The sequence below is a fragment of the Ensifer sp. R1-3 genome, from assembly GCF_056739175.1.
The window spans coordinates 469,402-484,429 of the sequence record NZ_CP096517.1; the positions used below are offsets into that span (position 1 = coordinate 469,402).

Here is a 15,028-nt window from a genome sequence, read left to right on the forward strand (position 1 = left end):
TTCAGTGGGCCCGACCGTTCATATCGTCGATGACGACAAATCGTTCCGCGCAGCGGTGGGGCGAATGCTCGCGTCCTCGGGCTTCCAAATCGAGTCCTACTCATCGGGGGAAGAGTTACTGGCACGCCTGCCAAGGGGGTCCGGCTGCATTCTGCTCGACTTGCAGATGCCTGGCCTATCCGGCTTGGAGCTGCAGGCTCGTCTTGCCGATTTGGCACCTCTCCTGCCGATCGTCTTTCTCACTGGCCGTGGCGATATCGGGATTACTGTGCGGGCGATGAAGGCTGGCGCCCATGACTTTCTCGAAAAGCCGGCCTCGAGCGCGGCGGTGCTTGAAGCCGTTGAACGGGCGCTGCAGCTTTGTGAGACGAGACGCAAGGACCACGATCGTGCCCAAGCGTTGCATACTCTTCTTGCCAGCCTGACACCACGGGAGTCACAAGTCTTCGACCTGATCGTTCGTGGCAAGCGCAACAAGCAGGTCGCCTTTGAGCTCAACACATCCGAGCGGACCGTCAAGGCACACCGTCACAAGGTCATGGAAAAGCTGGGAGTCCGCTCTCTGGCCGAGGTCGTGTCGATGGCGGAACGACTGGGCTTGCTTGAAAAAACCACATGACTGACGCGCCGGCCTTCACATTCGTCTTCCCCTAAGGACAATAGGCGACACCGCAATTTTGCCTCCTAATGGCCTTCATGACCGCATTCCGCGGCCGACCAGCACTGGAAAGGCAGTACGTTGGGAACCCGACCGGTTGCTGTCGTGGAAGACAATCCGAGCATGCGGACGAGCGTAGAGCGATTGCTGAACGCCTGTGGTTTGAGGACTGAGGGATACTCCTCGGCCGAAGCCTTTCTCAGCCACGCTACGCCGGCGAAGCTCGGCTGCGTCGTGCTCGACATGCACCTTGTGGACATGTCGGGCATGGAGTTGCGGCGCCGGCTGAAAACCGCTCATTGCCGGCTCCCGGTCATTTTCATCACGGCTATCGATGATGGCAACTGGAGGCGCGTAGGGTGGGTTGCCTCGCCTATCTCCAGAAGCCGTTTGCCGCTGCCTCGTTGATTGCTGCAGTCAAGGAGGCACTCGCTGGGGATGCAACGGATTGAGCGTCGGATCGGGGTCTACCCGCATACAGGAAGTGTCTTCCCCAAAGTACAATAGCGCCTGGTCATAAACTTCATAGAATTGCCACCAGAAAAACAGCGGAAGCGCCATCAAGGGGAGAGTGCCAGAAAATCCGACATCATTGAGGGAGGGTGTGTTCCGACCGAAGTGGCCGGACGCCCGCGGGTGTTGGTGCCACCATGCCTGCCTTCAAAGCAATCAGGGAGAAGAAAGATGAGCGATAAGCACGCAAATTCGCGCCGCCATCCAAGCCGGCGCGAGGTTCTGCTTGCGGGAGGATCTTTGCTGGCCGTAACGGCTTTGGGGTCTTTGACCGGCGCGGGCGCAAAAGCGCAAACGGCGGGCAAAAAGCCGAATATACTGGTTATCTTCGGCGACGATATCGGCTGGTGGAACACAAGCGCCTACAACCGCGGCCAGATGGGATACCAAACCCCCAACATCGACCGCATTGCCGACGAAGGGGCGATCTTTACCGACCTATACGCCCAACAATCCTGCACTGCGGGCCGAGCCGCGTTCATTACAGGGCAAAGCTGCTTCCGCACCGGGCTCCTCAAAGTTGGTCTTCCAGGCGCCAAGGAAGGCCTGTCGGACAAGGATCCAACGCTAGCTGAGCTGCTCAAGCCGCACGGCTACGCTACCGGTCAGTTCGGCAAGAATCATCTTGGCGACCGCAATGAATTCCTGCCGACCGTGCACGGATTTGATGAATTCTTCGGCAATCTCTATCACCTCAATGCAGAAGAGGAGCCGGAAAACCCCGACTACCCGAAAGACCCGCAGTTCCGCGCCAAATTCGGTCCGCGCGGCGTGCTTAGATGCGTCGCGAGCGACACGGATGACCCGACCGAAGACCCGCGCTTTGGCAGGGTAGGCAAGCAGAAAATTGAGGACACCGGACCTCTCGACAAAAGGCGCATGGAGACGGTCGATGGGGAATTCTTGGGCGCCGCGATGAATTTCATCGATAAGAACCAGAAGGCCGGAAAGCCGTTCTTCTGCTGGTTCAATGCGACCCGAATGCATATCTACACGCATCTGAAGCCGGAGTCACAAGGCAAGACCGGCCTCGGCTTGGTGGCCGACGGTATGACGGAATTCGACGGCATGGTTGGCCAGCTTCTAAAGCAACTGGACGACTTGGGCATCGCTGACAACACCATCGTGTTGTTTACAACCGACAACGGCGCAGAGGTCTTTTCGTGGCCGGATGGTGGATCCACGCCGTTTCATGGCGAGAAGAACACCAACTGGGAAGGTGGCTACCGGGTTCCTGGGGTCATGCGCTGGCCGGGGGTCATCAAGCCCGGCACGGAAATCAACGACATCGTCTCTCACGAAGACTGGGTTCCGACATTCGTGGCGGCGGCCGGCGAACCGGATGTCAAGCAAAAGCTTCTCACCGGCTACGAGGCGGCGGGCAAGACCTTCAAGGTCCATCTCGACGGGTACAATCAGCGGGAACTGCTCGCGGGAAGTGGGCCAAGTTCGCGCAAGGAATACTTCTACTGGACGGACGACGGCAATCTCGCCGCGCTGCGCTATGACCGCTGGAAGCTTGTGTTCATGGAGCAACGGGCCGAAGGTCTCGATGTGTGGCAGGATCCGTTGATAACGCTGCGTTTCCCCAAGCTCATCGACCTGCGGGCTGATCCTTTCGAGATCGCCCAGCATGTCGCCGGTGACTACGACCGGTGGCGTGTCGAGCATGCCTTTGCGCTCGTGCCGGCCCAGGCTTTCGTGGTCCGGCACCTGCAGACCTATGTCGATTTCCCGCCGCGGCAAACGCCTGGCAGCTTTGCGCTGAACGAAGTGATGGCGAAGCTGCAGGAGGGCGGCAGACACTGACCCGATTTATGAAATTGTCGCAGGGTCGCGCAAGGCAAGCAGCCGGCGCGACCTTCAGCGCGAATGAAAGGCAGACTGATGACGATAGAGAAAGCCCGTCTGACTGCGACAATTGCCCAAAGAGCAAAGCGCGAGCTGAAGGAGTATGCCCTTTTGTCCGTGTATCTGTACGTCTGCTTCGGTGCGCTCGTCCTTTACAAGATGGCTATACTTGGCAGTCAGGGCGTGCACGTCTCTGCATTCGGCGTCCCGATTATTAAGGCGCTGATCCTCGGGAAGTTCATCCTTCTCGGCCATGCAATGAAATTGGGTGAACGATATGGAAGGCTGCGGCTCGTTTCCGTTATCGCCTACAAGGCCGGGCTCTACCTTCTTCTGCTCATCGTCCTATCCATCGTCGAGGAAGCGATCGTCGGGCTCAGCAACGGCAGAACGATCGCCGCCACGCTTGCGGAAGTTGGAGGCGCCAAGCTACCAGAGCTTCTGGCAACAAGCGTAGTCATGCTGCTGATACTCATCCCCTATCTAGCTTCGAGGGAATTTGCCGTTGCACTCGGTGAAGGCCGGCTTTGGGATCTGCTCTTGGAATATCGCGATGGCCTTGATCATGGCGGCGTGACGTAACCCATGGCGTGCCTGCTGATGAGAACCGTGAGGAGATTGGGCCATGACCTATTCATTCGCGGTGCAAAGAGCTACCTGTTGCCATTGAAGGCGAGGCCAAGCAGGCTGTTGTCTCGTTCGTCGAGCGCCTAGCCGCTCGAGTACGCAGTTCGCAACGTTCTCACTCGGTCGCCGCCAACTGACAAATCTTCGACGCAACTTCCAACGATCTTTCGAAGGCTGGCACGGGCAGAAACTCGTAGCGTGAATGGAAGTTGTAGGCGCCGGTGAAGAAGTTCGGTGTCGGTATTCCTCTGGCCGAGAGAACCGCGCCATCGGTGCCGCCGCGCATCGCGATTACTTTCTTCTCGATGCCGAGTTCCTCCATGGCCTTGAACAGAAGAGCGACGGCACGCTCGTCACGAGCGAGGCTCGTGGAGATGTTCCGATAGGTGTCGATGATCTGATACCGGACATTTCCGGTGGGATAGCGAAATCGCATTTGTTCCGCGACCTCGGCGACCCGGTGTTTGCGCCGATTGAAGCCATCTGTGTCGAAATCCCGGATCAGGGCGGTCAGGCTCGCCACGCTGTCGTTGGCGATGAGGTCCTTGAACCAGAAAAAGCCCTGGCGTTCGTCCGTGCATTCAGGCGTCTCCTCGCGGTCGAAGTGGGAGATGAAGTCCATCGCCAGCAGGAGGGGATTGACCAGCATTCCCTTCGCGGACATCGGGTGCGCACTGACGCCGGTAAAGACGATCTCGCAGGACGCGGCGTTGAATGTCTCCAGGACCACCTCGCCAAGTTCGCAGCAGTCGATCGTGTAAGCAAAGTCACAAGGGAAGCGGGAGAGGTCCATCGCCTTGGCGCCGCGCATTCCGATTTCCTCGTCCGGCACGAAGGCGACAAAGACGTCGCCGTGGCCGACCTCGTGATCGAGGCGGGCAAGCAGCGTCATGATCACGGCGATGGCGGCCTTGTTGTCCGCACCGAGCACGCTGGTGCCGTGGCCGACGATGATCTCTTCCCCGACCCAATCCAGAATCTCCGGATGTTCGGCGACCCGTAGCCAGATGTCCTCTTGACGGTTGAGGCAAAGGTCCTCGCCTTCGAAGCGGAGGACTTGCGGGCGGACGACGGGCGAGAGGCCGACATCGACCGTGTCGAGATGCGCGATGAAGCCGATCGGTGGTGCTGCAGGCCTGTTGCCACGTTTGACTCCCGTCACGATGGCATGCGCGTCGATGAAGACGTCCTCCAGGCCGATGGCGCGCATCTCGTCGGCAAGCAGGGCGGCAAGTGCCGCCTGTCCCGGCGAGGACGGCAGGGACTGCGAGCGGCCGTTGCTTTGGCTCTCGATCGCGGCATAGCGAAAAAACCGGCTGACAAGTTCTTCCCGAACTCTCATGCTCGTCATCCTCATGCAGAAAATGCGACGCTTGTCGCTCATGTTTTTGGCTGGAATGGGCCGCTCAAGTGCCGCTCCTCCTAGTCGCTTTGGACTGCGAAGAAAGTTCGTGAGCTCCGCACGGGGCTCGCTAGAGCCTGATAAGACCAACACCGCCGGAAACCTCGATGTCGACGCCGAGCCTGGCCGATTGTTCTGAACACCGCCGCAAGATGCGCGCGGCACTTTCCCCGGTCGCAAGATGTGGCGCCAGGCGTCGTTCCAGCACCCTGTCTGCCAATGCCTCGTCGCCTCCGATGGCGACGGGATAAAGCGTGATCTCGATAAGTCTATTGTGCTCGCCGAACGAGCAGACCCCGACGACGCTTTCCCAGACTTCGGGTGCCGTCCACGTCGACTTCTCCGAACGCACATGGAAAATGAAATTCCCCAGGCTGTAGAAGATCGGCCGGCCCCGGTAGATCTCGATCGGCTGGAGAACGGGCGCACCGTGGCTGACGAACATGGCAGCACCAGCATCGATGCACTCTCTGGCGACGCCGCTCACCCAGCCAGGGACCTGGTACCAGTCGGACGCCCAATGGTGATGGTGCAGATACGCGACCACCAGAGATCCGTCCTTGGCCGCGGTCGCGATAGAGGCGAGATTTCTGGAAAGATCCGCCTCATCGATCCTGACGCTGCGTCCGAATTGCCCCGATCGCCTGAAGACGGCCCGCGCGATGCCGACCTCGGATTCCGCGGCGAGGCGCGGCGGATCGTCCGGCTGACTGTCATTGGTGAGATCGATCGCCGTATAACCGATCTTGTCGCGAATGGCCTTAATCTGTTCGAAGGCAGCTCCGTCGACCGCGAGTACCTGGGTGAGCCGCAGTCGGTTGACGCCCGGGCGTGCTGGTCGGTCGTCGTCGCCATCGGCAGCATACATGAAATCCGGACCGGGGCCCCCGTCCATTGCGACGATCGCGACCCGCCGCCCGCCGATCGTTGCGGTGCTCGCCCGCGAGACTTGCGCTTGATCGCGGCCGAGGCCGGCATGCAGGAAGCCTCGCTTCTCCACTTCCTCGAGCGTCGAAAGCACGCCGGACGGGCCGAGGTCGAAAGCATGGTTGTTCGAGAGCGAAAGTGCCCGAAACCCTATCGCCCGGAGGGTGTCGAGAACGACCGGATCGCTGCAGCCGAAGAACGAACCTTTGAGCGGCCAGCCGCCGTGACGCCCAAGGATCGTTCCCTCGAAGTTGGTGAATGAGAGATCCGCCTGGCGAAGAAGGGACTGAAGCTCACGGAAGGCAGGAGCAGGAATGTCGCGGATATCGTGCTTGATGAGCGATTGGCCGGTTACGGCCAATGTGAACCTGTCATTCATTGAGGTGACCTTCTGTGGCAATGCCGCGCCGCTCAGCATGTGAACCGCTGGGGGCGGGCGTTGATGAGGGCGCGGGTGTAGGGATTGTCGGATCGCGAGAAGATGAACTCGGTGGGCCCGAAATCCTCGATCCGGCCGTCCTTGAAGATGTAGACGGAGCTGCACATCGCTTGAACGATCGCGAGGTCGTGCGAGATGAAGACCATCGTCATCGCCCGCTCGGCGATGGTGTCCTTCAGGAGTTGGACGATCTCGGCCTGAACCGAGACGTCGAGCGCGGACGTCGGCTCGTCCGCGACGATGATCTCAGGCCGTGCCAACAGGGCGCGAGCGATACAGACACGCTGCTTTTGGCCACCGGAGAGCTGATGCGGATGGCGGCCGAGCAGGCTTCGCGGAAGACCAAGCCGATCCATCATTGCGGCCAGGTCCGCCGGCTCTTTGCCGGAACGGGTCCTTGCGCCGAAGCGGATGCTTTCGTCGAGCGTCTCGCCGATGGTCATGCGGGGGTTCAAGGAGACGGATGGATCCTGGAAGATCATCTGGACGCGGCCGAGAAGACCGCTGCGGCGGCCACTTCGCGAAACGTCGAAGGCGTGTTCCCCGATCGTGATCCGGCCGGTCGGCGCCTTGTCGAGGCCCGCGAGGATGCGGCCGAAGGTCGTCTTTCCGCTGCCGCTCTCGCCGACGATCCCGGTGATCGACCCGCGCGCCAGGCGAATACCGACGTCGCGCAGGCCGAATCTCGGCTTGCCCCGGCCGACGCCCCAGGCAAAACCCTGCGGCGCGAACTGTTTCGAAAGGCCTTCGGCGATGAGAAGTGGGTTCTGGTCGCCGTCTGTGGCGGGAGAGTGCGCCTGGCCGCCGTTGTCTTCCGTGTTGGCAGTGCCTGTCGGGATGCGAAGCCTTGGGACGGCGGCGAGCAGCTTTTTCGTATAGTCATGGCGGGGCTGATCGAGAATGGCGGTCGTGCGGTCCGCTTCGACCACCTGGCCCTTTCGCATGACGAGAACCCGGTTGGTGATTTCGGAGATCACGCCCATGTCGTGGGTGACGAGGATGATCGAGACACCGGTTTCGTCGACAAGAATTTTTAGAAGTTCCAGAACCTGCTTCTGGACCGTCGCATCGAGCGCCGAGGTCGGCTCGTCGGCGATGATGATGTCGGGAGAGCCGGCAAGCGCAATGGCGATGACGACGCGTTGCCTCTGCCCGCCGGAGAACTGGTGCGGGTAATTGCGGTATCGCCGCTCCGGTTCGGGAATGCCGACACGGGCAAGCAGATCAATCGCGCGGGCACGCGCCTCGCGCCTGGAAAGCGAGCTGTCGAGCGCAAGGCAGGTATCTTCGACTTGGGCGCCGACGCTCATCAGCGGATCGAGCGAGGCGGTGTGGTCCTGGAAGATCGCCGATATCCGCCGTCCTCGCAGCGTCTCGCGCTCGTCGGCAGTCATGCCGTCGATCGCCTTGCCATCGAACTCGATCGTTCCGGAGGTTTGCTGGAACTCGGGCGAAAGCAGCCCGAGGATGGCATTGCCGACGGTCGACTTGCCGGCGCCGGACTCGCCGATGATGCCGAGGATCTCGCCGCGCCCGAGTTCGAAACTCACGTCGGACAGGATTGCTGTTGTGGCCGAGCCCGAGACATGGCGAAGGCCAAGGTTCTCAACCCGCAGCAGGGGTGTCGTCACGTGTTCCACTGTCATCGCGAATGGTTCCTTGGATCGAGGCTGCGGCGAACGTCTTCGCCGACGAGATTGATGCTGGCGATCAGGCCGAAGAGGGCGAGGCCCGGGAACAGGCTGATCCAGTATTGGCCGGTCAGGAGGTACTGGAACCCGTTTGCGACCGCCGAGCCGAGCGAGGGCTTGTCGATCGGGACGCCCAGCCCAAGAAAGGAGAGGGTCGCCTCGAGTGCGACGGCATGGCCGACCTCGATCGGTATCAAGGTGACGGCGGGCGCGATGCTGTTCGGAAGCAGGTGGCGGAAGATGATCCGGGACGTTGGCAGCCGCATCAAGCGGGCCGCATCCATGTAAGGCTTGTTCGCTTCGCTGAGTGCGACGCCGCGGGCGATCCGGGCATAGGTCGCCCATTGCGCGATGATCAACGCCAGGATGATCCGGTCTATGCCGGGCCCGAGCGTGACGATGGCGATGAGCGCAATCAGGATCGTCGGCAGGCTGAGCTGCAGGTCGACCAGCCGCATGATCGCGATGTCGACCCATTTCCCGAAATACGCGGCACTGACGCCGGCGGTCAGCCCGATCAGCGCGGCGAGCGCGCTACTGACGATCGACACCACCAGGCTGATGCGCAGGCCGTAGAAAATGGTGCTGACGATGTCTCGGCCGAGACCGTCGGTTCCAAGCAGGTAGAGATAGCCGCCGCTGCCACGTGTACCGGGTGGCGAGGACGCCTCCCAGCCGTAGATCTGCAGCGGGTCATAGGGGTTTTGCGGCGCGATCAAGGGTGCAGCGATGGCAACCAGGATGTAGCTTGCCAGCAGCAGCTTGGACGCGGTCAGCACCGGTCCGTGTCGGCGCCTCTTCAGCGCGCTTACGATTTGGGCTTTCATGACGGGTCACCTTTCATGAAGACAGGCGCACGCGCGGGTCGAGCACGGCATAGAACAAGTCGACGAGGGCATTCAGCGCGACGAAGGCGACGGCAATGAAGGTCAGCGTCGCCATCACCACTGGCCGGTCGAGGAGCTGGATGGAGTCGATCAGAAGCTTGCCGACGCCCGGCCACGAAAAGATCGTTTCCACCACCACGGCAAAGGCGAGCATGCCGCCGAACTGCAGTCCGATGATCGTCACGATCGGCACGCTGATGTTCGGAAGGGTGTGGCGGAACAGGATCCTTCGCGAGGAAAGCCCCTTGGCGCGGCAAAACCTTGTGTAATCCAGGTTCTCGACTTCGATTGTTCCCGATCGCGATAGACGGGCAATCAGAGCGATGTTCGGTATCGCCAGCGCCAAGGCCGGAAGCACGAGGTGCCATAATCCATTTGCAGTCAGAAAACTCCATTCCTGACCCAGGAAGCTCGCAGTCAAGCCGCGGCCACCGGACGGGAACCAGCCGGTCAGGATGGCGCCGACGAGGATCAGCATCATCGCCAGCCAGAAGGAAGGGATGCTCAGCGCCGACACGCTCGCCTTGACCATGGTTCTGTCGAACAGCGTGCCGCTGCGTCGGCCGGCCAGGAGACCGAGTCCGGTCCCGAGCGGTGCGGCGATCAGCATCGCGATGGAGGCGAGCTCAAGCGTTGCCGGCAGTTTGCTCATCACCAACTCGAAGGCGGGCAGATGATAGATGTAGGAGGTGCCGAAGTTGCCGCTGACGACATTGCCGATGAATGCGAGGTATTGGCGCCAGATCGGCTGATCAAGACCGAGCGCGATCGTTGCGGCGTGAATATCCTCGGGCGTAGCTGTTTCGATGTTGACGACGTTGAAGACCGGATTGCCGACGCTGTGGATGCCGATAAAGCCGATCAACGACATGGCGATGAGGAGCAGGAAGGCTTGGCCCAGCCTTCCCAATGCAACCGAGATCATGCCCATGACCGCTTACTCCATCGCCGGAAGCGTCTGCATCGCGGTCGTCCAGCCGCGGGGGTGCAGGACATAGGAGCCGATCCGCGAGCCGTAACCGACGATGTGATGGAAATGGTAGAGCGGGATGATCGGCTGGTCGGCCATCACGAGTTCCGTCGCTTGCGCGAGTGCGGCATTGCGCTCCGGCCCTACCGCAATGCTTTCCGCCCTTGCGAGCATCGCGTCGAAGGCCTCGTTGCGATACTTCCCGAAGTTCAACGCACCGGTCCCACGCTCTGGGTCCGGGGATGCCAGCAGAGTATGGAGAATGATGTCGACCGCCTCGCCGGAGGTGCCGCCGTACCAGACGCCGTAATCCCCTGCCGCTCGCTTGGTGTTGAATACCGAGAAAGGCGCGGCTGCTGGTTGAGCATTGACGCCGATGCGGGCCCAGCTTTGGGCGACTGCCTGAAGGCTTTCGGCGTCACCGGGGTAACGGCCCGCCGGCCCGGCAAGAACAAGGTTGAAGCCGTCCGGGAAACCGGCCTTCGCGAGAAGCATCTTTGCTTCGTCATAGTTTGGAGCCTCAGGCAGCAGTTTCGCCGAGGTGCCCGGCAGACCATTCGGAAAGACCTGAGCGGCGGCCGTGCCATAACCGGCGAGAATCTTGTCGACGAGAATGCCCCGGTCCGTCGCCAGCGTAAGCGCTCGGCGCACGAGCGGGTTCTTGAACGGATTGGCGATCGGTTCGCCCGACTTGTCCGTCACTCCTGGAAGCGTGTCCCGCGCGACGTCGAACTGTACGAAGTTGACACGTGCAGCACCGACGCTCGCGACCCTGGCGCCGCGCTCCTTCAAGGAGGCAACGTCGCGGGCCGGGATCGCGTCGGCCACATCGACCTCTCCCGTGCTGAGCGCCGCCACGCGCGCTGCCGGGTTCTCGATCACCCGGAAGGTAACCTTGGACCAGGCAGGTTTGCCGCCCCAGTGGTCGTCGTTCCGGGCCAGTCTCAGGCTCTCGCCGGAACTCCAGCTCTCGAACCGGTAGGGTCCAGTGCCGTTGGGCGGGTGACCCGCGTTGAGGTCCTCGGTCGTCTCGAACCCCTCAGCGGGCCGGTTCATCACGAACATGGAGGAGAAGAAGAGTGGCAGATTGGGGACCGCGCCGTCGGTTTCGATCAGTACTGTGAGAGGATCGGGTGCCGAGACCGACTTGATGCCGCTGACATAGGAGCGAAAGCCGCCGCTCGGCGGTTTGAGGAAGTCCCGGATGCGCTCGATCGTGTAGACGACATCGTCGGCGTCAAAGGCCGAGCCGTCATGGAAGCGGACCTTGTCGCGGAGCTTGAACTCCCATTGCGTGTCGGACAGTGGCCGCCAGGAGGTGGCGAGGCCAGGCTTCAATTCGAGATTGTCGTCCTGGTAGACGAGCCGCTCGTAAATATGGGAGAGCAGTGAGGTATTCTCGTTGAGATTGGCATATTGCGGATCCAGCGTCATCAGCTTGTACGACGTAGCGATCCGAAGCTCTCCGCGTTCTTGCGCAAGCGTCGCCGGAGCACTCCCGAGGAAGATGGAGATCAGAAATGCGGAAAGCAGGCGTGGCCGAAATGGGCTTCCCAGTTTCATTTGAAGTTCCTTGTTTTAGTTTTTGGTAGAGTCGGAACGCAGCGTTGGAAGCAGTTCCCCAACGCGGTGTTTCCACGGCGAAATGCATGCAAAGGCGCGGTGCGCATAGCTTGTCAGGTCGGCGGCGCGCCGGGGATCACGTGTCCTGGTGAACCATTCCCCTTCAATCGCCTTGAAGCTCGGGTTGGCGTTCGGGCATAGACAGGCGGCTCGCAACAGAGCCGGTGTCAATCTTCAGGAGGTCGGCGATGACGGAGCGGATTTGTGGCCAGGGTTCTTCTTCGCTTGTGGAAGATGGTTGCCACTTCGTGCCGAGGGCGTGGAGCTTGGCCGTTGCGCCTGCGACCGATCGCGCTGGTGTCCGCCATAGGGCTTCCGCGGCGTGGTCCTCCGCGATGGATACGCGATCTTCAGCTTCGAGCGCCTTTTCGTAAGCTCGCAAACGCGCGGATTGCTCAAGCGGTGCGGGCAAAACAGCCGAAAAGAGCGATCTCTCGAGCCGCTGCTGTAGCAAACTTGATTCGCTCAGATGTTCCCGGGCGTTGCACCACTGTTTGCAGACCACGAGCGCGGGATCGTCATTGCACGCATCCGAAGGTAGGCGCGTCGCCCTGGCAAACTCTTGAGATGTGGGTAAAGACGCCGCCGCGAAGGAATAGAAATCTCCCCGGGTGACCGTAGACAAAGTTCTGCTATTGTCGGAATCAGCCATGATCCGAGCTCCCGTAAGCTTGGTTGTGGTCAGGCTGTATTCGGTGTTCCAGCACCGGATGCAGCCGCAGTTCCCTTGATTACCGCCATTCGAGAGTGAACTGCAGTCTCAAGAAACGTCTAGGTAGCACACGAGATCCGATTGATCAATTCTAAATCACATGATGCCAACGAAATCACTGGTGCGCAGATACGCGCGGCGCGCGCATTGATCCGTTGGAGCGCAAAAGAGCTTGCAAAGGCAGCTGGGGTTGGTGTTGCAACAGTGAGCCGTGCGGAAGTTGAGGATGGAACCACATCCCTTACGAGTGCAAACCTAAAGGCCATTCGACTGGCTTTGGAAACCGCGGGTATCCAGTTTATCCCCGAAAACGGTGGTGGCGTGGGTGTTCGTTTGAAGTAGTAGTCGCAGGGTCGTCCGTGGTCCGGGTCACCGATCTTCGTAGCGTCTCTCTCCGTGCAGATAGACGTTGCCGTGCTGTATCTGGCTGCTCGTGCGGTAGGGCAGGTGAGGGACCAGAGGTCCTGATTGCGAGAGATGTCACCCTTTTAGGCAGATGGAGCGACTTGCCGGAGTTCGTCGGTCCCGGTTCCCGGCCTCCAGTCGGCGCCAGGCTGACTGCGGCGAGCCTTTTTAACCGGCTAAGCCACGCGCGAACGGGACCTGCCGGTGGGAACGGCCGAAGCGTGGTACGCTCATTTCTGCCCGGCCAGATCTTCGAGGCTCCAGTACCGGCACTTCGCGGTATTGGCTCAGGGGGCCGTTGCACAGGTTCGCCGCCGGGCGGGTGAAGAGAAACGGAAAAGGTCACCGCCTCAAGCGCAGGACCATAATTAACTCGTCACTCTCCACATCATGGCCGAGAAAGCCGTTTGGAATGCGGCCAACCTCTACGAAACCGTGGCGTTCATAAAAGCGTATCGCTGCCGAATTCTCGGCATTCACCGCGAGCTCCAGCTGCAGAACACCGTGGTTCCGTGCATGTTCTGTAACCTCGTGCAAAAGGTCTGCGGCAATCCGGGTTCCGCGCTCGCTTTTTCGCACATAGACGCTGACAAGCCTCGCGCGATGCGCCATTTTCCTCGCACGCTCAAACCTGAGCCCCATCATGCCGACGGGCTGCCCACTCAGGAACGCGACAAACACCGGCTGATCCAGATGCTGGCGCCAATCGCGGTCGGAGAGATGGACCCAATCACCGAATACACTCGCAAACGAGAGCGGTTCGTGTGAAAGCGCCTCCAGACGTATGCGGCGAAAGACGTCGACGTCCCTGACTGATAAGCGCCTGATTACCGACCCTCCTTCAATCGACACATCAACCTCCACCAGTTCCTAGGTCGCGCTGGGAACGCCGTGTGCTGCCGCCCTCGGCATGTGATCGAATGGTACGAGGACCAGCATCGAAACCGCTCAGCATCCTTCTTCGATTACGAACCCGACCATTGCCACTCGACCGACCCCGAGGTGATGACCTCGCTGGCGATTTGCTCCGACAGGTTCGTCCAGATGGGATCCCCGGTGAAACTTGCGAGATCACCGCTCGACTGCACCAAAGGCATCTCCGCGTATTCTGAAAGGGGCATCGGGGCCTCTCGGAAAAGCTCCTGGAAGGGATAGCCACCGGCGGGCGTCAAGACACGGTGGCCCCAAAGCCCAGGTCGGTCGTCCCCGCGCAGTTCAGTCAGGAGATCGAAATTACCCGATTGCTCAAGGCCGACCGCAGTAATGTACCGCATGAGCGGGTAGTAGATGGTCTGGCGACATCCCCCAAGCGCTCTCACGCCGGGTAGGATGGATGTCACCAGAAAGACTGTATAGAGGCTGGGCACGATCGCTCGTTGCCGAAGGGCCGCTGCGATATTGTCCGGCTGGAACTTCAATTCGAAAACGGACGGGGCGGGTGCCCTGAGGGCGTTGTCCTGGAGGCGCAGCGGAACGATCCTGCCTTTTTCCATGCGCCAGAAGAGATCGGTCGTTCTGCGTACCCAACCCCGCCAGGGTCCAACGTTCAGGCGATCCATCGCGTGCAGGATGCTCTCGGCAGCCTTTCCGTCTGCGATGAAACCAGCCGACATCCAGGATCCCGCGTCGTCGAGATGGTCGGCGACTAGGTCCGCGATGTCGAAATCGTCAAGCTGAAGCAGCTTGATGGGGGAGGGGAGCTTGCCGCGCCAGAGCGTTTGGTTGGCCGCCCTGATCGCGTCGGCCGCTGAAGCAAATTCATCCGACGGCAGTTCGGCGAGGAGACGGGCTGCGGAGGCATTTGGTGCCGGATCGCCTTTGGCATTCGAGAAAGCGAAGCGATAGGGACCGTTCGAGCCGCAGATGCTAAACGAATCCATCCGGCTCCGACGCAAGCCGAAGACGTTGAGGGGCCCGTCCTCAATCCAGAGCCAGCCGGGACCCTTCTTTGCCTTCTCCGAGAAACTGACTGTCGAGGCGTGATAGGTGATGTACCATTCGCGGCCATTTGCGTTCAGGCCCAAAAGGCTGAACAGATGCGTGTAGAACGCATCCGGCTCGATCAGAAGCAGGCAATGCGGACCGGTCTGCAGCACCGGCGACGCCATCAACTGAATGCCGGCCCTTCGAGCTTCCTCGAGGTCGTAACCGGACCTGCGCGCCGCCCTTTCGATGCAGCTGCGGAGCAGCTCCATTGCGTGACAACGCACGGAACACTCGGAACGGAATTGCTCGACATCATAGGCAAGCGAAGCGTAGCCCCGAAGGGGACGTTCCCAATACGGGGCGATATGCGGGATCAAGGCAGACAACGCGCGTCGCA

Annotated in this window: 13 protein-coding genes and 1 pseudogene; 5 read left to right on the forward strand and 9 right to left on the reverse strand. The window is 60.8% G+C overall.

All coding sequences use genetic code 11. The features are described 5' to 3' along the window. The first annotated feature begins 4 nt into the window (after positions 1-4). From M1D43_RS27235 to M1D43_RS27250, 4 genes and pseudogenes are all read left to right on the forward strand, one after another. A complete protein-coding gene (locus tag M1D43_RS27235; protein WP_498814724.1) occupies positions 5-619 on the forward strand; it encodes a response regulator transcription factor in 615 nt (204 codons plus the stop codon). A 162-nt stretch (positions 620-781) separates the two neighbouring features. Further along, positions 782-1,110: pseudogene (locus M1D43_RS27240) on the forward strand (response regulator transcription factor). A 232-nt stretch (positions 1,111-1,342) separates the two neighbouring features. After that, the gene (locus M1D43_RS27245) at positions 1,343-2,980 is read left to right on the forward strand and encodes an arylsulfatase (protein WP_010967491.1); all 1,638 of its coding nucleotides are present in this window, start codon (positions 1,343-1,345) and stop codon (positions 2,978-2,980) included. Between the two features lie 78 nt (positions 2,981-3,058). Then, positions 3,059-3,604: a hypothetical protein gene (locus M1D43_RS27250; protein WP_164820836.1), complete on the forward strand. Its 546-nt coding sequence runs from the start codon at positions 3,059-3,061 to the stop codon at positions 3,602-3,604. 160 nt (positions 3,605-3,764) lie between these two features. On the opposite strand, the gene pepT is transcribed toward M1D43_RS27250, so the two are convergent. From pepT to M1D43_RS27285, 7 genes are all read right to left on the reverse strand, one after another. Continuing rightward, complete coding sequence (pepT, locus tag M1D43_RS27255; RefSeq protein ID WP_498814725.1) at positions 3,765-4,991, reverse strand: peptidase T; 1,227 nt, start codon at positions 4,989-4,991, stop codon at positions 3,765-3,767. A gap of 130 nt (positions 4,992-5,121) precedes the next feature. Further along, on the reverse strand, positions 5,122-6,357 hold the full coding sequence (locus M1D43_RS27260) for a CapA family protein (RefSeq protein WP_498814726.1): 1,236 nt from the start codon (positions 6,355-6,357) through the stop codon (positions 5,122-5,124). Positions 6,358-6,389: 32 nt separating this feature from the next. Continuing rightward, on the reverse strand, positions 6,390-8,063 hold the full coding sequence (locus M1D43_RS27265) for a dipeptide ABC transporter ATP-binding protein (protein ID WP_498814727.1): 1,674 nt from the start codon (positions 8,061-8,063) through the stop codon (positions 6,390-6,392). Next, entirely contained in the window at positions 8,060-8,935 is an 876-nt protein-coding gene (locus tag M1D43_RS27270; protein WP_127664885.1) for an ABC transporter permease, read from the reverse strand. Before M1D43_RS27270 ends, M1D43_RS27265 begins: the two co-directional genes overlap by 4 nt. Positions 8,936-8,948: 13 nt before the next feature. Continuing rightward, on the reverse strand, positions 8,949-9,926 hold the full coding sequence (locus M1D43_RS27275; RefSeq protein ID WP_318889040.1) for an ABC transporter permease: 978 nt from the start codon (positions 9,924-9,926) through the stop codon (positions 8,949-8,951). Positions 9,927-9,932: 6 nt separating this feature from the next. Continuing rightward, positions 9,933-11,528, reverse strand: coding sequence for an ABC transporter substrate-binding protein (locus tag M1D43_RS27280; RefSeq protein WP_498814728.1), 1,596 nt, complete (start codon positions 11,526-11,528; stop codon positions 9,933-9,935). Between the two features lie 163 nt (positions 11,529-11,691). After that, positions 11,692-12,240, reverse strand: coding sequence for a hypothetical protein (locus M1D43_RS27285; RefSeq protein ID WP_498814729.1), 549 nt, complete (start codon positions 12,238-12,240; stop codon positions 11,692-11,694). Between the two features lie 141 nt (positions 12,241-12,381). Between M1D43_RS27285 and M1D43_RS27290 the strand changes: the two genes are divergently transcribed. Next, entirely contained in the window at positions 12,382-12,642 is a 261-nt protein-coding gene (locus tag M1D43_RS27290) for a helix-turn-helix domain-containing protein (RefSeq protein WP_088196121.1), read from the forward strand. 405 nt (positions 12,643-13,047) lie between these two features. Here M1D43_RS27290 and M1D43_RS27295 read toward each other — a convergent pair whose 3' ends face one another. Both M1D43_RS27295 and M1D43_RS27300 read right to left on the reverse strand, forming a co-directional pair. Further along, a complete protein-coding gene (locus M1D43_RS27295) occupies positions 13,048-13,557 on the reverse strand; it encodes a GNAT family N-acetyltransferase (protein WP_234834580.1) in 510 nt (169 codons plus the stop codon). Between the two features lie 113 nt (positions 13,558-13,670). Beyond that, positions 13,671-14,900 (reverse strand): hypothetical protein, encoded by a 1,230-nt coding sequence (locus M1D43_RS27300; RefSeq protein WP_192925935.1) that lies wholly within the window; start codon positions 14,898-14,900, stop codon positions 13,671-13,673. Positions 14,901-15,028: the final 128 nt, after the last annotated feature.

Excerpts from the sequence above, each read along its gene's own strand:
- M1D43_RS27245 (WP_010967491.1), top strand. The coding sequence starts at position 1,343 with ATGAGCGATAAGCACGCAAATTCGCGCCGCCATCCAAGCCGGCGCGAG.
- M1D43_RS27250 (WP_164820836.1), top strand. The coding sequence starts at position 3,059 with ATGACGATAGAGAAAGCCCGTCTGACTGCGACAATTGCCCAAAGAGCA.
- pepT (WP_498814725.1), bottom strand. The coding sequence starts at position 4,991 with ATGAGAGTTCGGGAAGAACTTGTCAGCCGGTTTTTTCGCTATGCCGCG.
- M1D43_RS27260 (WP_498814726.1), bottom strand. The coding sequence starts at position 6,357 with ATGAATGACAGGTTCACATTGGCCGTAACCGGCCAATCGCTCATCAAG.
- M1D43_RS27265 (WP_498814727.1), bottom strand. The coding sequence starts at position 8,063 with ATGACAGTGGAACACGTGACGACACCCCTGCTGCGGGTTGAGAACCTT.
- M1D43_RS27270 (WP_127664885.1), bottom strand. The coding sequence starts at position 8,935 with ATGAAAGCCCAAATCGTAAGCGCGCTGAAGAGGCGCCGACACGGACCG.
- M1D43_RS27275 (WP_318889040.1), bottom strand. The coding sequence starts at position 9,926 with ATGGGCATGATCTCGGTTGCATTGGGAAGGCTGGGCCAAGCCTTCCTG.
- M1D43_RS27280 (WP_498814728.1), bottom strand. The coding sequence starts at position 11,528 with ATGAAACTGGGAAGCCCATTTCGGCCACGCCTGCTTTCCGCATTTCTG.
- M1D43_RS27285 (WP_498814729.1), bottom strand. The coding sequence starts at position 12,240 with ATGGCTGATTCCGACAATAGCAGAACTTTGTCTACGGTCACCCGGGGA.
- M1D43_RS27300 (WP_192925935.1), bottom strand. The coding sequence starts at position 14,900 with ATGGAGCTGCTCCGCAGCTGCATCGAAAGGGCGGCGCGCAGGTCCGGT.